The following is a 14,929-nucleotide window of genomic DNA, read 5'->3' as shown; positions in this document are numbered from 1 at the left end:
GGACGCGCTGTCCTGACGGCCGGCGGCAGCGGCCACAATGGGGGGATGACCGACAGTCCCGCCAGCCCCGCCCCGCTCGCCGACCCGCACCTCGTGTACGACGCCCTCGCGGGCGACGGCCCGAAGGACGTGGTGATCCTCGGCTCCACCGGGTCCATCGGCACTCAGGCCATCGACCTCGTGCTGCGCAACCCCGACCGCTTCAGGGTCACCGCCCTCTCCGCGAACGGCTCCCGCGTGGCCCTCCTCGCCGAGCAGGCCCGCCGGCTGCGGGTGCGGGCCGTGGCCGTCGCCCGCGAGGACGCCGTACCGGCCCTGCGCGAGGCGCTCGCCGCCGAGTACGGCGCCGGGGAGCCGCTGCCCGAGATCCTCGCCGGACCGGACGCGGCCACCCAGGTCGCCGCCTCCGACTGCCACACGGTGCTGAACGGCATCACCGGGTCCATCGGCCTCGCGCCCACCCTCGCCGCACTGGAGGCGGGCCGCACCCTCGCGCTCGCCAACAAGGAGTCGCTGATCGTCGGCGGCCCGCTGGTCAAGGCGCTGGCCAAGCCCGGCCAGATCATCCCGGTCGACTCCGAGCACGCCGCGCTCTTCCAGTCCCTCGCCGCCGGCACCCGCGCCGACGTCCGCAAGCTGGTCGTCACCGCCTCCGGCGGCCCCTTCCGCGGCCGCACCAAGGCGGAGCTGGCGAACGTCAGCGTCCAGGACGCCCTCGCCCACCCCACCTGGGCGATGGGCCCGGTCATCACGGTCAACTCGGCGACCCTGGTCAACAAGGGCCTGGAGGTCATCGAGGCGCACCTGCTCTACGACATTCCCTTCGACCGCATTGAGGTGGTCGTCCACCCGCAGTCGTATGTCCACTCGATGGTCGAGTACACCGACGGTTCCACGATCGCCCAGGCGACGCCCCCCGACATGCGCGGGCCGATCGCCATCGGTCTGGGCTGGCCCGAACGCATTCCCGACGCGGCGCCCGCCTTCGACTGGAGCAAGGCCTCCACCTGGGAGTTCTTCCCGCTGGACAACGAGGCCTTCCCTTCGGTGAACCTCGCCCGGCACGTGGGGCAGCTCGCGGGCACCGCCCCGGCGGTGTTCAATGCGGCCAACGAGGAGTGCGTCGAGGCCTTCCTGGGCGGCGCGCTGCCCTTCAACGGGATCATGGAGACCGTCGTCCGGGTGGTGGAGGAACACGGCACCCCGGCCGCGGGAACTTCACTCACGGTGTCGGACGTCCTCGAAGCGGAGACCTGGGCCAGGGCCAGGGCCCGCGAACTGACAGCCACGACGGCGACCGCGGAGGCGCGTGCATGACGACCTTGATGTTCATCCTCGGCATAGTGGTCTTCGCGGTCGGCCTGCTGATCTCCATCGCGTGGCACGAGCTGGGGCACCTGTCCACGGCCAAGCTCTTCGGCATCCGCGTCCCGCAGTACATGGTCGGCTTCGGCCCGACCATCTGGTCGCGGAACAAGGGCGAGACCGAGTACGGCATCAAGGCCATCCCGCTCGGCGGCTACATCCGCATGATCGGCATGTTCCCGCCCGACGACCAGGGCCGGGTCACCGCCCGCTCCACCTCCCCGTGGCGCGGCATGATCGAGGACGCCCGCTCGGCGGCTTTCGAGGAGCTCCAGCCCGGTGACGAGACGCGCATGTTCTACACGCGCAAGCCGTGGAAGCGGGTCATCGTCATGTTCGCGGGCCCGTTCATGAACCTGGTGCTGGCGATCGGCCTGTTCCTCACCGTGCTGATGGGCTTCGGCGTCGAGCGGCAGACCACCACCGTCTCCTCCGTCTCCCCGTGCTCCATCGCGCAGAGCGCGCACCGCGACACCTGCAAGAAGTCCGACCCGGTCTCCCCGGCGCAGCAGGCCGGCCTGAAGGCGCGCGACAAGATCGTCTCCTTCGACGGCGTGCCGACCAAGGACTGGAACACGCTCTCGGACCTCATCCGCAAGAGCGCCGGGAAGAACGTCGCGATCGTCGTCGACCGCAAGGGCCAGGAGACGACCCTGCACGCGAAGATCACGACGAACCTGGTCGCGAAGAAGGACTCCCACGGCAACTACGTCAAGGGCTACGTCCCGGCCGGCTTCCTCGGCTTCAGCCCCGCCACCGGCGTCGACAGGCTGGACTTCGGCGACTCCGTGACCTGGATGACCGACCGCGTCGGGGACGCCGTCGACAACCTCGTCGCCGTCCCCGGCAAGGTCCCCGCCCTGTGGGACGCGGCCTTCGGCGACGGCCCGCGCGAGCCGGACTCCCCGGTGGGGATCGTCGGCGCCGCCCGCATCACCGGCGAGATCGCCACGCTGGACATCCCCGCCTCCCAGCAACTGGCGAACTTCGTGTTCCTCCTCGCCGGGTTCAACCTCTCCCTGTTCCTGTTCAACATGCTCCCGCTGCTCCCGCTCGACGGCGGCCACATCGCCGGCGCCCTGTGGGAGTCCCTGCGGCGCAACGTCGCGCGTGTCCTGCGCCGGCCCGACCCCGGCCCGTTCGACGTGGCCAAGCTGATGCCGGTGGCGTACATGGTGGCCGGGATCTTCGTCTGCTTCACCGTCCTGGTGCTGATCGCCGACGTGGTCAACCCGGTGAAAATCTCCTAGCCATCTCGCGTTCAGGGCGGCCCGGAATCCCGCGTTCCGGGCCGCCTTCCATAGAGTGGGTTTCCCGGGTGGGGTGTGCTGGCGCCGGGGCCGGTGCCGTAATCTCAGAGCCTGGAGCCCGCCGTTGCACGGGACCGGATCCTGATCCACGACTTGGGGTTGCACAGCAGATGACTGCGATTTCTCTCGGCATGCCGTCCGTTCCGACCAAGCTCGCCGAGCGCCGGAAGAGCCGGCAGATCCAGGTCGGATCCGTGGCCGTCGGCGGAGACGCGCCCGTCTCGGTCCAGTCGATGACCACGACCCGTACGTCCGACATCGGCGCCACCCTCCAGCAGATCGCCGAGCTGACCGCCTCCGGCTGCCAGATCGTCCGCGTCGCCTGCCCCACCCAGGACGACGCCGACGCCCTCGCCACCATCGCGAGGAAGTCGCAGATCCCGGTCATCGCAGACATCCACTTCCAGCCCAAGTACGTCTTCGCGGCCATCGAGGCCGGCTGCGCCGCGGTCCGGGTGAACCCCGGCAACATCAAGCAGTTCGACGACAAGGTCAAGGAGATCGCCCAGGCCGCCAAGGATCACGGCACCCCGATCCGCATCGGCGTCAACGCCGGCTCCCTCGACAAGCGCCTGCTGCAGAAGTACGGCAAGGCGACCCCCGAGGCCCTGGTCGAGTCGGCCCTGTGGGAGGCGTCCCTCTTCGAGGAGCACGACTTCCGCGACATCAAGATCTCCGTCAAGCACAACGACCCGGTCGTCATGATCGAGGCCTACCGCCAGCTCGCCGCCCAGTGCGACTACCCCCTCCACCTCGGCGTCACCGAGGCCGGCCCGGCCTTCCAGGGCACCATCAAGTCCGCCGTCGCCTTCGGCGCCCTCCTCTCCCAGGGCATCGGCGACACCATCCGCGTCTCCCTCTCGGCCCCGCCCGCCGAGGAGGTCAAGGTCGGCCTCCAGATCCTGGAGTCCCTGAACCTCAAGCAGCGCGGCCTGGAGATCGTCTCCTGCCCGTCCTGCGGCCGCGCCCAGGTCGACGTCTACAAGCTCGCCGAAGAGGTCACCGCCGGCCTCACCGGCATGGAGGTCCCGCTGCGCGTCGCGGTCATGGGCTGCGTCGTCAACGGCCCCGGCGAGGCCCGCGAGGCCGACCTCGGCGTCGCCTCCGGCAACGGCAAGGGCCAGATCTTCGTCAAGGGCGAGGTCATCAAGACCGTCCCCGAGTCCAAGATCGTCGAGACCCTCATCGAAGAGGCCATGAAGCTCGCCGAACAGATGCAGGACGAGGGCGTCGCCTCCGGCGAACCTTCGGTGTCGGTCGCGGGCTGAGCTCCGCTCCGGTCACGGTCTGTTTCCAGCCCCGGTGGACGACCGCGCCCCGAAAGGGGCGCGGGGCTGTATCGACATGCGGCTCCGCCGCGTGGGCGCGAGCAACCACAACAAACCCGCACCCGCCAGGCAAACCCCAGCCCCCGAGCTAGAAGGCGCACCGCAAAAGCAGCGCAGCTATAGTGCGGAGATCAGCAGAACCCGCAGCGTGAGGCCCCGCACGTGTTGACCCAGACCACCTCGAGGGTGCTCGGTCCGAGCGACCTTGACGCCGCGCTCGCCGTCCTCGACCGCGAGCCGGTCCACAACGCCTTCGTGACCGCCCGGGTCCAGGTCGCCGGCCTCGACCCGTGGCGGCTCGGCGGCGAGATGTGGGGCTGGTACGAGGACGGCATGCTCACGTCCCTCTGCTACGCGGGCGCCAACCTCGTTCCCATCTGCGCCACCCCGCGCGCCGTGCGCGCCTTCGCCGACCGCGCCCGCCGGGCCGGGCGCCGCTGCTCCTCGATCGTCGGCCCCGCCGAGCCCACCGCGCAGCTGTGGCGCCTGCTGGAACCGCACTGGGGCCCGGCCCGGGAGGTCCGCTCCCACCAGCCCCTCATGGTCACCGACCGCATGCCCGCCGACATCGCCCCGGATCCGTACGTCCGCCGCATCCGCAAGGACGAGATGGAGACGATCATGCCGGCGTGCGTGGCGATGTTCACCGAGGAGGTCGGCGTCTCCCCGCTGGCCGGCGACGGCGGCCTCCTGTACCAGGCCCGCGTCGCCGAGCTGGTCGGCTCCGGCCGTTCCTTCGCCCGCCTCGACGACCACGGCAAGGTGGTCTTCAAGGCGGAGATCGGGGCGGCGACGCCCCAGGCCTGCCAGATCCAGGGCGTCTGGGTCGCCCCCGAGTACCGGGGGAGGGGCCTGGCGGCCCCGGGCATGGCGGCGGTCCTCCGCTACGCCCTCGCGGACGTGGCCCCGGTCGTCAGCCTCTACGTCAACGACTTCAACACGGCGGCGAGAAGGACGTACGCGCGCGTGGGCTTCCAAGAGGTGGGCGCCTTCATGAGCGTGCTGTTCTGAAGCCCCTGTACGCTCCCGGCATGGACCTCGTCATCGGCCCCCTGGACCTCGCAGCCCACGTGGACGAGGCCCTCGCCGTCCAGGCGCTGGCCTTCGGGCTCGGCCCCGACGAGGTCGCCGTACGCCGCCAGATCGTCCAGCGCCACATGCAGTACCCCGGCGCCCGAGCCCTCGGCGCCACCAGCCGGGGGAGCCTGATCGGCTTCGTCTACGGCATGCCCAACAGCCGCACCCACTGGTGGTCCACCGTCGTGGAGCCCTACCTCCGCGCCCAGAACAACGAGTACTGGCTCGACGACTCCTTCGTCATCACCGAGCTGCACGTCCACCCCCGCCACCAGAACCGGGGCATCGGCCGCCGCCTGATCACCACGATCACCGACTCCGCCGCCGAACCCCGCTCGATCCTCTCCGCGATCGACACCGACAGCCCCGCACGCGGCCTCTACCACTCGCTCGGCTACATCGACCTGGCCCGCCAGGTCCACTTCCCGAGCGCCCCGAAGCCGTACGCCGTGATGGGCGCCCCGCTCCCGCTGCGCCGGCGGTAGGCCACGCCGTCCATAACCGATTTCCGCCGGAACAGCCAGCCCGGCTAACCTCCATGCCATCACCCTTTCCCGGCAGGAGTACGAGAACCATGGCGAACGCACCGGTCCAGCGCATGTCCCAGTTGATGGCGAAGACGCTGCGCGACGACCCGGCGGACGCCGAGGTCCTCAGCCACAAGCTCCTCGTCCGTGCCAGCTACGTCCGCCGCACCGCCGCCGGTATCTGGAGCTGGCTGCCCCTCGGCAAGAAGGTCCTCGCCAACGTGGAGCGGATCGTCCGCGAGGAGATGGACGCCATCGGCGCCCAGGAGGTCTCGCTCCCCGCCCTGCTGCCGCGTGAGCCCTACGACGCCACCGGCCGCTGGGACGAGTACGGCCAGGAGCTGTTCCGGCTCAAGGACCGCAAGGGCGGCGACTACCTCCTCGGCCCCACCCACGAGGAGATCTTCACCCTCCTGGTCAAGGACCAGTGCACGTCCTACAAGGACCTGCCGGTGATCCTCTACCAGATCCAGACCAAGTTCCGTGACGAGGCCCGCCCGCGCGCCGGCATCCTGCGCGGCCGTGAGTTCCTGATGAAGGACTCCTACTCCTTCGACCTGGACGACGAGGGCCTCGGCACGTCCTACGCCCTGCACCGCGAGGCCTACCGGCGCACGTTCGAGCGCCTCGGCCTCGACTACCGCATCGTCGCCGCCACCGCCGGCGCGATGGGCGGCTCCAAGTCCGAGGAGTTCCTCGCCCCGGCCGAGGCCGGCGAGGACACCTTCGCGGACTGCCCGAACTGCGACTTCGCGGCGAACACCGAGGCGGTCGCCTACGAGCTCAAGCCGGTGGACGGCTCGGCCGTGCCCGCGCTCGAGGAGATCCCCACGCCCGACACCCCGACCATCGAGACCCTGGCCGCCTCCCTCGGCGTCCCGGCCTCCGCCACGCTGAAGAACCTGCTGGTCAAGGTGGACGGCGAGATCGTCGCCGTCGGCGTGCCCGGTGACCGCGAGGTCGACATGGGCAAGGTCGAGGCGCACTTCGCCCCGGCGGTCGTCGAGATGGTCACCGAGGCGGACTTCGCGGGCCGCCCCGACCTGGTCCGCGGCTACGTCGGCCCGCAGGGCCGGGGCGAGAAGGTGAAGTACATCGCCGACCCGCGCGTGGTCCCCGGCACCGCCTGGATCACCGGCGCCAACAAGGAGCACACGCACGCCAAGAACGTCGTCGCGGGCCGTGACTTCGAGGTCGACGCGTACGTGGACGTCGTCGTGGTCCAGGAGGGCGACCCCTGCCCGAAGTGCGGCACCGGCCTGAAGCTGGACCGCGCCATCGAGATCGGCCACATCTTCCAGCTGGGCCGCAAGTACGCCGACGCCCTCAAGCTCGACGTCCTCGGCCAGAACGGCAAGCCCGTGCGCGTCACCATGGGCTCCTACGGCATCGGCGTCTCCCGCGCCGTCGCCGCGCTCGCCGAGCAGACCGCCGACGAGCAGGGCCTGTGCTGGCCCAAGGAGGTCGCCCCGGCCGACGTGCACGTCGTCGCCGCCGGCAAGGCCCTGCAGACCGAGGTCGCCCTCGACGTCTCCGAGAAGCTGGCCGCCGCCGGCGTCCGCGTCCTGGTGGACGACCGGGCCGGCGTCTCCCCGGGCGTGAAGTTCACCGACGCCGAGCTGATCGGCGTGCCGCAGATCCTGGTGGCCGGCCGCCGCGCCGGCGAGGGCGTCCTGGAGCTGAAGGACCGCAAGACGGGTGAGCGCGAGGAGCTGACCGTCGAGGACGCGATCGCGCGCCTGACCGCCTGACCCTCTGATCACGGAGCACGGCCCCGCACCCCGGAAGGGGCGCGGGGCCGTCGCGCGGCGCGGCTCCGCCACGCCCTGAAAACGCCCCGCTACGCGGCTCCGCCGCGGCCTACAGCCACGTGGCGAACTCCAGCAACAGCTCCGCGTCCTTCGGCCGCCCCACGCGCAGCGCCCGCACGCCGGACTCCACCGCCCGGAACAGCGTCCAGCCCCGCAGCCGTTCCTGGTCCACTTCCAGCGACTCCGCGAGCCGTTTGATCCGGCGCCGGGTGGTGGCCGGACCGGACGGCGCGGCGATCAGGTCCTCCACCCGGTCCCGCACCAGCCGCGCCAGATCGAACGCGCACTCACCGGCCACCGGGTCAGGACCCACCGCCAGCCACGGCATCCGCTCCCCGGCCAGCACCTTGCTCTGCCGGAACGTGCCGTGCAGCAACCGGTGCTCGGGCGGCGCGGCCAGCAGCTCCGCACGGGCCGCGAGCGCCGCGTCCACCAGCGGCGCCGCCTCCGGCTCGGCCAGCACGCTCGCCCGCATCGCCTCGGCCTGCCGCCCGGTGCGCTCCGCTACCGTCTCGAAGGGATGACCGCCCGGCGGTTCGACCCACAGCCGCCGCAGCGTCCCCGCCGCCTCCAGCAGCGCCTTGGCCTCCGGCAGCGACCGCACCGACACGTCCGGATGCAGCCGCTCCAGCAGCAGCACGCCCTCGGCGGCGTCCTCGGGATCCGTCTCCAGCAGTTGTACGGCGCCCAGGCCGCCCCAGTGCGCCAGCGCCGCCCGCTCGCTCTCCGGCCGGGCCCGGGCGGGGGCCAGCTTCAGCACCGCCGGGCTGCCGTCCGCGCGCCGGACCAGCACCACCAGGCTGCTGCGCCCGCCCGGCACCTGGACCCGCTCCACGGTCAACTCGCGCCGGGCGACGGCCCGTTCGGCCGTCTCGGGCAGCCGCGCCAGCCAGTCGTCCCCGGCCGGTGCCGTCTCCCCGAGCGCCCGCACCAGGCGCTGCGGCGGTTCGAAAGCCATGCGCGAGTCGTTCCCTTCCTCCTGAATGAGCCGTACGGGCTCTGCCGTACCGGTGCTGCCGGGCGTCACGCCGTCGGGGACGCGGCGCCCGTCGGAGCCGTCGGAGCCGTAGAACCGGCCGCACCGGCCCGTCCGGCCGTGTCACCGGCCCGCTCGGCGAGCCCAGGGAAGGCTACGCTCTCCCCGCTCCAGCGCACCGACCGCACCGCTGCCTCACGCACCGCGGCGGCCGCCGAAGCGCGCCGCGCGCCCGTCGTCGCCCGCACCAGGTCCGCGTACACCCCGGCGATCCGCTCCTCCAACTCGGCGGCGAGCCGCACCGCGGATGCGGAGTCCGCCACCGGGAACGGCAGCGCGTAGGCGGCGCTCGCGGCCACCGGCGCACCGCCCAGGTCGCGCACCTCGCGCACCAGCGCGTCCCGGCGGGCCCGGTGCGCGTCGTAGGCCGCCCGTGCTTCGGTGCGCCGCGGCGCGCCGATCCGGCCGCCGACGACGCCGTACCCGTACACCGCCGCGTGCTCCGCGGCCAGCGCCGCCTGCAGCGCGGTCAGTTGAGCCTGTCTGGTCTCGTCGCTCACTTGGCCCCCTCGGTCAGCAGGTACGTGTGCGTGGCCCCGGCGGCCGCCACCGACGCCATCAGCCGGGCCAGTTCGCCCGGCACCTCCAGCAGGTCCTTCGCCCGCCGGTCGGCGAGCAGCCGCTCGGCGGTGGCGAGCCAGGCGAGTGCGTCCTTCTCGGCCGTGGGCGCGGACGGCGCGGACGCCCGGGACGCCGTGGCGGACGCCTCGGGGGCGGCCTTGGGAGACGTAGTGGGGTACTTGGAGCCGGTGGCCGTGCCGTCGCCGAACGCCTTCACGTGCGCCGCCACCGTCGCGCGCAGCGGCCGCAGCCGCTCCGCCAGGGCCGGATGGGCGGCGAGCACGGCGTCGTACCGCGCGAGCAGGTCCCTGCTGTCGTGGGCCGCACGCGCGCGTGCCCGGGCGGACACCGACGAACTGCCGCCGCCGTCATCGGAATCGGGGCCGGCCGAGCAGCCCACCAGCAGGGCGGCCCCGGCGGCGGCCGAGGCGAGCAGGGATCTTCTGCGCGGCCCCGAGGGGGTACGCGGCGGCGGAGGGTACGGCACGACAGGCGTCCTCGGGGCACTCGTACGAAGGGATGACCGGACGTGGGGGAGACCGGGGGCGGCACGCCCGTGATCACCGTACCCGCGCTCCGGTCCGGCACCGATCACCGGCACCGTCCGGACGCGGCCGGGCGCCGGAGGACGCCATCACTCCCCGCGACCGGATACCCTTTGACCAGACACGCGACCCATCCCACAACAGCACACGCGGCCGAGGAGTCACCCGGATGAGCACCACCCAGAGCGAGAGGCTGCGAGAGCTGCTGGAACCGCTCGTCACCTCCCAGGGGCTGGATCTCGAAGAGATCGCCGTGGACTCCGTCGGACGCAAGCGGGTGCTGCGTGTGGTCGTCGACTCCGACACCGGAGCCGATCTGGACGCCATCGCCGATGTGAGCCGCGCGCTCTCGGCGAAGCTCGACGAGACCAACGCGATGGGTGACGCCGCGTACGACCTGGAGGTCGGAACCCCCGGCGCGGAGCGCCTCCTCACCGAGCACCGGCACTTCGTGCGCGCCGTGGACCGGCTCGTCAAGTTCCAGCTGACCGAGGGCGGCGAACTGGTCGCGCGGATCCTGGACGTCGACGACGCGGGCCTGGACCTCGAGGTGCCCGGCGTCAAGGGCCGCAAGGCGACGACCCGCAGGCTCGGCTTCCCGGAGATCGCCAAGGCGCGCGTGCAGGTCGAGTTCAGCCGCAAGGACAAGAAGGACATGAAGGAAGAGGAGGAGGCGTAGCCGTGGACATCGACATGAGCGCCCTGCGGGGCTTGGTCAGGGAGAAGGAGATCTCCTTCGACCTGCTGGTCGAGGCGATCGAGTCGGCCCTCCTCATCGCCTACCACCGCACCGAGGGAAGCCGCCGACACGCGCGCGTGGAGCTCAACCGGGAGACCGGGCATGTGACCGTGTGGGCGAAGGAGGACCCTGAGGACCTCGAGGAGGGCCAGGAGCCCAGCGAGTTCGACGACACCCCGTCCGGCTTCGGCCGCATCGCGGCCACCACGGCCAAGCAGGTGATCCTGCAGCGGCTGCGCGACGCGGAGGACGACGCGACGCTCGGCGAGTACGCCGGCCGCGAGGGCGACATCGTCACCGGCGTGGTCCAGCAGGGCCGCGACCCGAAGAACGTGCTCGTCGACATCGGCAAGCTGGAGGCCATCCTGCCCGTGCAGGAGCAGGTCCCCGGCGAGGCCTACCCGCACGGCATGCGGCTGCGCTCGTACGTCGTCCGGGTGGCCAAGGGCGTGCGCGGTCCCTCCGTGACCCTCTCCCGTACGCACCCGAACCTGGTGAAGAAGCTCTTCGCCCTGGAGGTGCCGGAGATCGCCGACGGCTCGGTCGAGATCGCGGCCATCGCCCGCGAGGCCGGTCACCGCACCAAGATCGCCGTACGGTCCACCCGTTCGGGTCTGAACGCCAAGGGCGCCTGCATCGGCCCGATGGGCGGACGGGTGCGCAACGTGATGGCCGAGCTGAACGGCGAGAAGATCGACATCGTCGACTGGTCGGACGACCCGGCGGAGATGGTGGCGAACGCGCTGTCACCCGCTCGGGTGAGCAAGGTCGAGGTCGTGGATCTCGCCTCCCGGTCCGCCCGGGTGACCGTGCCGGACTACCAGCTGTCGCTGGCGATCGGCAAGGAAGGCCAGAACGCCCGGCTCGCTGCCCGGCTCACCGGCTGGCGGATCGACATCCGGCCCGACACGGAGCAGACCGGGGAATAGATCCAGGCCGATGGCCGCTTGGATACGAGGCGCACACGCACGGCAACTGTTCGATCATTGCCCCAAAGGGGTGAGGTCGGTACGGGGAGGTAGACTTAACGGTGTCTGGCCGGACGCATGCCGGAGCACGCCCTGAACGTACCTGTGTGGGGTGCCGGGAGCGGGCGGCCAAGAAGGATCTGCTGCGGATCGTGGTGATCGAGGACACATGCGTCCCCGATCCTCGCGGTACGCTGCCCGGCCGGGGTGCCTATGTACACCCGGCTCCGGTCTGTCTCGACCAGGCGGTGCGCCGCCGGGCGTTCACGCGGGCACTGCGCGCCCCGGGAGCGCTCGACACAAAGGCGTTGCGCCAGTACGTCGAGCAGACGACAGTTGCTGACGCAACACCGTAAGACGTGCCGTACGGAACCCCGTGCGGCCTGGTACCTCGCGAGTCGAAAGCAGGTCGAGATTGCGATGAGCACTCGATGAGTACGCGATGAGTACGCCCATGAACTAGCGACGGTCCGGCTTCAACCCGGACCTCAAAGGAGCGAAGTGGCTAAGGTCCGGGTCTACGAACTCGCCAAGGAGTTCGGTGTCGAGAGCAAGGTCGTCATGGCCAAGCTCCAGGAACTCGGTGAATTCGTCCGTTCGGCGTCTTCGACCATCGAAGCGCCCGTAGTACGCAAGCTGACCGACGCCTTCCAGGGTGGCTCCGGCAAGGCCGCCGGTAAGCCCGCCCCCCGCAAGGCGACCCCCAGGCCCGCCGCGCCCTCTCCGGCGCAGGCGGCCCGTCCGGCTGCCCCGAAGCCGGCGGCCCCGAAGCCTCCGACGGCGCCCGCTGCCCAGCAGCCGGCCGCTCCGTCGGCCCCCGCGGCGCCTGCCTCGGGTCCGCGTCCGGTTCCGGGTCCGAAGCCCGCGCCGCGTCCGGCCCCGGCCGCCCCGGAGTTCACCGCTCCGGCGGCCGCCCAGGCCCCGCAGGCTCCGGCCGCCCAGGGTCCGCGTCCCGGTGCCCGTCCGGGTGCCCCGAAGCCCGGCGGCCGTCCGGCCGCTCCCGGCCAGGGTCAGGCCCGTCCGGGTCAGGGTGCCCCGCGCGCCGGTGGCCAGGCCCCGCGTCCGGGTGCCCGTCCGGCCGGTCCGCGCCCGGGCAACAACCCCTTCACCTCCGGTGGCTCCACCGGCATGGCCCGTCCGCAGGCCCCGCGCCCGCAGGGCGGCCCGCGTCCGGGTGGTCCCGGTGCCCCCGGCGCCGGTCCCCGTCCGCAGGCGCCCGGCGCCCAGGGCGGCGGTCCGCGTCCGCAGGCTCCGGGCGGTCCCCGTCCGTCGCCCGCCGGCATGCCCCGTCCGCAGGGTGCCGGTGGCGGTCCGCGTCCCGGCGGCGGTCCCCGTCCGAACCCCGGCATGATGCCGCAGCGTCCCGCTGCCGGCCCGCGTCCCGGTGGCGGTGGCCCCGGCGGCCGCGGTCCCGGTGGCGGCGGTCGTCCCGGTGGCGGTGGCGGTCGTCCGGGCGGCGGCTTCGCCGGTCGTCCGGGTGGCGGTGGCGGCTTCGCCGGTCGTCCCGCGGGTCCGGGTGGCGGTGGCGGCGGCTTCGCCGGCCGTCCCGGTGGTGGTCCCGGCGGTGGCGGCGGTGGCCGTCCTGGCTTCGGTGGCCGTCCCGGCGGTCCCGGTGGCCGTGGTGGCACGCAGGGCGCCTTCGGCCGTCCCGGCGGTCCCGCGCGTCGTGGCCGCAAGTCGAAGCGGCAGAGGCGCCAGGAGTACGAGGCCATGCAGGCCCCGTCGGTCGGCGGCGTGATGCTGCCTCGCGGCAACGGCGAGACCATTCGCCTGTCGCGCGGTGCCTCCCTCACCGACTTCGCGGAGAAGATCAACGCCAACCCGGCGTCCCTCGTCGCGGTCATGATGAACCTCGGCGAGATGGTCACGGCCACGCAGTCCGTCTCCGACGAGACGCTGCAGCTCCTCGCGGGCGAGATGAACTACGAGGTTCAGATCGTCAGCCCCGAGGAGGAGGACCGCGAGCTGCTCGAGTCCTTCGACATCGAGTTCGGCGAGGACGAGGGCGACGAGGAGGACCTGGTGGTCCGTCCGCCGGTCGTCACCGTCATGGGTCACGTCGACCACGGTAAGACCCGTCTGCTCGACGCCATCCGCAAGACGAACGTCATCGCGGGCGAGGCCGGTGGCATCACCCAGCACATCGGTGCCTACCAGGTCGCGACCGAGGTCAACGACGAAGAGCGCAAGATCACCTTCATCGACACCCCGGGTCACGAGGCGTTCACCGCCATGCGTGCCCGTGGTGCGAAGTCGACCGACATCGCGATCCTGGTCGTCGCGGCCAACGACGGCGTCATGCCGCAGACGGTCGAGGCGCTCAACCACGCCAAGGCGGCCGACGTCCCGATCGTCGTCGCGGTCAACAAGATCGACGTCGAGGGTGCCGACCCGACCAAGGTGCGCGGTCAGCTGACCGAGTACGGCCTGGTGGCCGAGGAGTACGGCGGCGACACGATGTTCGTCGACATCTCCGCCAAGCAGGGTCTGCACATCGACTCGCTGCTGGAGGCCGTGATCCTCACGGCCGACGCCTCGCTCGACCTGCGGGCCAACCCGGCCCAGGACGCGCAGGGCATCTCGATCGAGTCCCGTCTCGACCGCGGCCGTGGTGCCGTGGCGACGGTCCTCGTCCAGCGAGGCACGCTGCGGGTCGGCGACACGATGGTCGTGGGCGACGCCTACGGCCGAGTCCGCGCCATGCTCGACGACAACGGCAACAACGTCGCCGAGGCCGGCCCGTCGACGCCGGTCCAGGTCCTGGGTCTGACCAACGTCCCGGGCGCGGGTGACAACTTCCTGGTGGTCGATGAGGACCGTACGGCCCGTCAGATCGCCGAGAAGCGTGCCGCCCGTGAGCGCAACGCGGCCTTCGCGAAGCGCACGCGCCGCGTGTCCCTCGAGGACCTGGACAAGGTGCTCAAGGCCGGCGAGGTCCAGCAGCTGAACCTGATCATCAAGGGTGACGCTTCTGGTTCCGTCGAGGCCCTGGAGTCCTCCCTGCTCCAGCTGGACGTCGGCGAAGAGGTCGACATCCGCGTCCTGCACCGCGGCGTCGGTGCGGTCACGGAGTCCGACATCGACCTGGCGATGGGTTCCGACGCCATCGTGATCGGCTTCAACGTCCGCGCGGCCGGCCGCGCGGCGCAGATGGCCGAGCGCGAGGGTGTGGACGTCCGGTACTACTCGGTCATCTACCAGGCGATCGAGGAGATCGAGGCGGCCCTCAAGGGCATGCTCAAGCCGGAGTACGAAGAGGTCGAGCTCGGTACGGCGGAGATCCGCGAGGTCTTCAAGTCGTCCAAGCTGGGCAACATCGCCGGTGTCCTCATCCGCTCCGGCGAGGTGCGCCGCAACACCAAGGCCCGCCTCATCCGCGACGGCAAGGTGGTCGCGGAGAACCTCAACATCGAGGGCCTGCGTCGCTTCAAGGACGACGTCACCGAGATCCGCGAAGGCTACGAGGGCGGTATCAACCTCGGCAACTTCAACGACATCAAGGTCGACGACGTCATCGCGACGTACGAGATGCGGGAGAAGCCGCGGGCGTAACGCCTACGGTTCGTGCTGGCCGGCGGGGCTTCGGCTCCGTCGGCCAGCACGCCGTTCCGGGGGCTCCGCCCCCGGACCCCGCTTGCGAGGCGGGGTCCACGGGCGAGTCC

The 14,929-nt window shown here is 71.8% G+C and carries 13 protein-coding genes; 10 read left to right on the top strand and 3 right to left on the bottom strand.

From position 1 onward, the window contains the following. Positions 1–45 precede the first annotated feature (45 nt). The 6 genes from dxr (at position 46) to ABZ865_RS25580 (ending at position 7,358) form a co-directional block, all read left to right on the top strand. Positions 46–1,317 (top strand): 1-deoxy-D-xylulose-5-phosphate reductoisomerase, encoded by a 1,272-nt coding sequence (dxr, locus tag ABZ865_RS25605; RefSeq protein WP_361234725.1) that lies wholly within the window; start codon positions 46–48, stop codon positions 1,315–1,317. Further along, positions 1,314–2,615 (top strand): site-2 protease family protein, encoded by a 1,302-nt coding sequence (locus ABZ865_RS25600; protein WP_361234722.1) that lies wholly within the window; start codon positions 1,314–1,316, stop codon positions 2,613–2,615. The genes dxr and ABZ865_RS25600 overlap by 4 nt, the downstream gene beginning before the upstream one ends. Before the next feature lie 170 nt (positions 2,616–2,785). Next, positions 2,786–3,943: a flavodoxin-dependent (E)-4-hydroxy-3-methylbut-2-enyl-diphosphate synthase gene (ispG, locus tag ABZ865_RS25595; protein WP_361234719.1), complete on the top strand. Its 1,158-nt coding sequence runs from the start codon at positions 2,786–2,788 to the stop codon at positions 3,941–3,943. A gap of 222 nt (positions 3,944–4,165) precedes the next feature. Then, a complete protein-coding gene (locus ABZ865_RS25590; protein WP_361234716.1) occupies positions 4,166–5,014 on the top strand; it encodes a GNAT family N-acetyltransferase in 849 nt (282 codons plus the stop codon). 20 nt (positions 5,015–5,034) lie between these two features. Further along, a complete protein-coding gene (locus tag ABZ865_RS25585; RefSeq protein ID WP_361234713.1) occupies positions 5,035–5,565 on the top strand; it encodes a GNAT family N-acetyltransferase in 531 nt (176 codons plus the stop codon). 89 nt (positions 5,566–5,654) lie between these two features. After that, a complete protein-coding gene (locus tag ABZ865_RS25580) occupies positions 5,655–7,358 on the top strand; it encodes a proline--tRNA ligase (RefSeq protein WP_361234710.1) in 1,704 nt (567 codons plus the stop codon). Between the two features lie 109 nt (positions 7,359–7,467). Here the strand turns inward: ABZ865_RS25580 and ABZ865_RS25575 are convergent, their stop codons facing one another. The 3 genes from ABZ865_RS25575 to ABZ865_RS25565 form a co-directional block, all read right to left on the bottom strand. Then, positions 7,468–8,376 (bottom strand): aminoglycoside phosphotransferase family protein, encoded by a 909-nt coding sequence (locus tag ABZ865_RS25575; protein WP_361234707.1) that lies wholly within the window; start codon positions 8,374–8,376, stop codon positions 7,468–7,470. A gap of 65 nt (positions 8,377–8,441) precedes the next feature. After that, the gene (locus ABZ865_RS25570) at positions 8,442–8,954 is read right to left on the bottom strand and encodes a ferritin-like domain-containing protein (RefSeq protein ID WP_361234704.1); all 513 of its coding nucleotides are present in this window, start codon (positions 8,952–8,954) and stop codon (positions 8,442–8,444) included. Continuing rightward, positions 8,951–9,502, bottom strand: a complete 552-nt coding sequence (locus tag ABZ865_RS25565; RefSeq protein WP_361234702.1) for a hypothetical protein — start codon at positions 9,500–9,502, stop codon at positions 8,951–8,953. The genes ABZ865_RS25570 and ABZ865_RS25565 overlap by 4 nt, the downstream gene beginning before the upstream one ends. 227 nt (positions 9,503–9,729) lie before the next feature. On the opposite strand from ABZ865_RS25565, the gene rimP reads away from it, so the two are divergent. The 4 genes from rimP to infB all read left to right on the top strand — a co-directional run bounded on the left by rimP (position 9,730) and on the right by infB (position 14,819). Then, complete coding sequence (rimP, locus tag ABZ865_RS25560) at positions 9,730–10,239, top strand: ribosome maturation factor RimP (RefSeq protein ID WP_361234699.1); 510 nt, start codon at positions 9,730–9,732, stop codon at positions 10,237–10,239. Positions 10,240–10,241: 2 nt separating this feature from the next. Beyond that, on the top strand, positions 10,242–11,228 hold the full coding sequence (gene nusA, locus ABZ865_RS25555; protein ID WP_361234696.1) for a transcription termination factor NusA: 987 nt from the start codon (positions 10,242–10,244) through the stop codon (positions 11,226–11,228). Positions 11,229–11,329: 101 nt separating this feature from the next. Then, the gene (locus ABZ865_RS25550; protein WP_361234693.1) at positions 11,330–11,623 is read left to right on the top strand and encodes a YlxR family protein; all 294 of its coding nucleotides are present in this window, start codon (positions 11,330–11,332) and stop codon (positions 11,621–11,623) included. Between the two features lie 145 nt (positions 11,624–11,768). Continuing rightward, the gene (infB, locus tag ABZ865_RS25545; protein WP_361234690.1) at positions 11,769–14,819 is read left to right on the top strand and encodes a translation initiation factor IF-2; all 3,051 of its coding nucleotides are present in this window, start codon (positions 11,769–11,771) and stop codon (positions 14,817–14,819) included. Positions 14,820–14,929 lie beyond the last annotated feature (110 nt).

This window comes from Streptomyces sp. NPDC047085 (assembly GCF_040643735.1).
Taxonomy (GTDB): Bacteria; Actinomycetota; Actinomycetes; order Streptomycetales; family Streptomycetaceae; genus Streptomyces.
Note: the sequence above shows the minus strand (reverse complement) of the source record. Positions and strands in the feature narration are given on the sequence as shown.

Bases quoted from the DNA above. Each gene is read 5' to 3' on its own strand.
- ispG (WP_361234719.1), top strand. From the start codon at position 2,786: ATGACTGCGATTTCTCTCGGCATGCCGTCCGTTCCGACCAAGCTCGCC.
- ABZ865_RS25580 (WP_361234710.1), top strand. From the start codon at position 5,655: ATGGCGAACGCACCGGTCCAGCGCATGTCCCAGTTGATGGCGAAGACG.
- rimP (WP_361234699.1), top strand. From the start codon at position 9,730: ATGAGCACCACCCAGAGCGAGAGGCTGCGAGAGCTGCTGGAACCGCTC.
- ABZ865_RS25575 (WP_361234707.1), bottom strand. From the start codon at position 8,376: ATGGCTTTCGAACCGCCGCAGCGCCTGGTGCGGGCGCTCGGGGAGACG.
- dxr (WP_361234725.1), top strand. From the start codon at position 46: ATGACCGACAGTCCCGCCAGCCCCGCCCCGCTCGCCGACCCGCACCTC.
- ABZ865_RS25585 (WP_361234713.1), top strand. From the start codon at position 5,035: ATGGACCTCGTCATCGGCCCCCTGGACCTCGCAGCCCACGTGGACGAG.
- ABZ865_RS25600 (WP_361234722.1), top strand. From the start codon at position 1,314: ATGACGACCTTGATGTTCATCCTCGGCATAGTGGTCTTCGCGGTCGGC.